At 47.0% G+C, this 1,900-nt stretch carries 2 protein-coding genes; both read right to left on the bottom strand.

From position 1 onward, the window contains the following. On the bottom strand, positions 1-584 hold a 584-nt coding region (locus tag B3W37_RS07500), incomplete at its 3' end, for an Ig-like domain-containing protein (protein ID WP_483175243.1). 92 nt (positions 585-676) lie between these two features. Next, positions 677-1,897 (bottom strand): IS256 family transposase, encoded by a 1,221-nt coding sequence (locus B3W37_RS07505; protein ID WP_483175244.1) that lies wholly within the window; start codon positions 1,895-1,897, stop codon positions 677-679. Positions 1,898-1,900: the final 3 nt, after the last annotated feature.

The raw sequence follows: 1,900 nt of genomic DNA on the forward strand, positions 1-1,900 counted from the left end.
ATGGCGCCGTTTAAGGTGGCTCCGGCTACGTTGACATCGGTAGCGGCATTGGTGGCAACAGTGAGAGCGTTGGCGCTGGTGGAAAAACTGAAAACCGTCTCTCCAGTCGTTTTGGCTCCTTCAACGCTTTCCAGCGCTTCTGCTGGAATGGTTACGGTATACCCGGTGCTGACATCAAAATTAGCTGTGGATTGAAGAATCAGGGTCTTGTCCTGAATACTGGCCGTAAAAGGAACCGAGGTGCCGCCGTTCATCAGTGTGATGTTGTTATAACTGCTTCCGGCAGTAATAGGCTGGTTGTATTCCGCTCTGATCACTTTATTAATGGGCACATCTACACTCTCATCAACTGGTTCGGTGTTCATCAGCTTCAGCTTCAGTTCATTGCTCTCGCTGAGGTTGTTGCCGCCGGTGTCATAGCTGTAAGTGCTTTCCAAACCAGTGTTGTAGGTGACCTTAATCAGCCTCCCCAATGCATCATACTCGTAGTGCACAGCCTGAGCGGGAAGAGTCCAGGTCAGCATAAGAAACAAAGATAATGAAAAAAGCAAGGTTGCCTTTTTGAATAAATTCCGAAAATTCATTATATTTCTCCTCTCCCATTTGTGTTCTGTTGGCGACGTTTGGATTCTTAGGGTCTGTAAATAGTTTTGTGCTTTGCTCTTCTTCCGCCCGATCATTTTAAATGAGCCTTGACCTTATCAGGGAAAAAGATTGATAACTGGAGTAGAATTTGACCCCAGTTCTGAACTCGCCCCGTCCATTTCCGAAGGACGTCCTGGGTGGCCATAAATAGCATTTTTAAAAGAGCATCGTCTGTCGGGAAGATGCTTTTTCCTTTGGTTACCTTACGGAGCTGCCGGTGATAACTCTCGATCATATTGGTGGTATAGATGATTTTCCGGATTTCCGGCGGGTATTTGAAAAAGGTGGATATCTCCGCCCAGTTGTTCCGCCAAGATCTCACGATTAGGGGATATTTTTGCCCCCAGATAGCTTCAAACTGGTTTAGTTCTTCACTGGCCGCCGCCTCGGAGGATGCCGTGTAAATGGGCTTTAAGGCAGCGGTGATCTTCTTGACGTCTTTGTAAGAAACATAGCGTATGGAGTTTCGCACCTGGTGGACGATGCACTTTTGAATTTCGGCATCCGGGTAACAGGCGGCTATTGATTCACTAAAGCCGGTCAGGTTGTCCACACTGGCGATAAGGATATCCTGAACCCCACGATTTCTTAATTCGTTTAATACGCTTAGCCAGAACTTAGCCGATTCGTTCTCGCCAATCCAGATGCCTAATACGTCTTTGTTCCCGTCTAAATCGATGCCGATCACCATGTAAGCGGCTTTATTTACAATCTGGCCGTCCTGTTTAACCTTGAAGTGAATAGCGTCCAGGAAGATAATCGCATAGATGTTTTGCAGCGGCCGGTTCTGCCACTCCTTGACCATGGGCATGATTTTATTAGTAATATTAGATATGAGGGCCGGTGAAACTTCAATCCCATAAAGACGCTGCAGATGGTCCTGAATCTCCCGGGTGCTTACCCCTTTGGCGTACAGGGCTATGACTTGGTCCTCGATACCGGTGACATTCTTTTGATGTTTCTTTACGATCAGAGGGTCATGCTCACTATCCCGGTCCCGCGGAATCTGGAGATCGATTTCGCCGTATTCACTACGGACGGTTTTTTCGCTGTGCCCGTTACGCCTATTGGTGGTCTGCTTGTTCTTGGAATCATTCTTTTCGTAGCCCAGGGTAGTATCCAATTCGGCCTCCAGCATTTCCTGGAGAGTTTCGGTAAACAGGTCTTTAAGGACATTCTGGATGTCTTCAACCGTTTTCAGGTCATTCTCTTTGATAAATTGCTTGATCTCTTGTCGTCTTGCACGATAAATAGA

The organism is Syntrophomonas sp. UBA5494 (assembly GCF_002426325.1).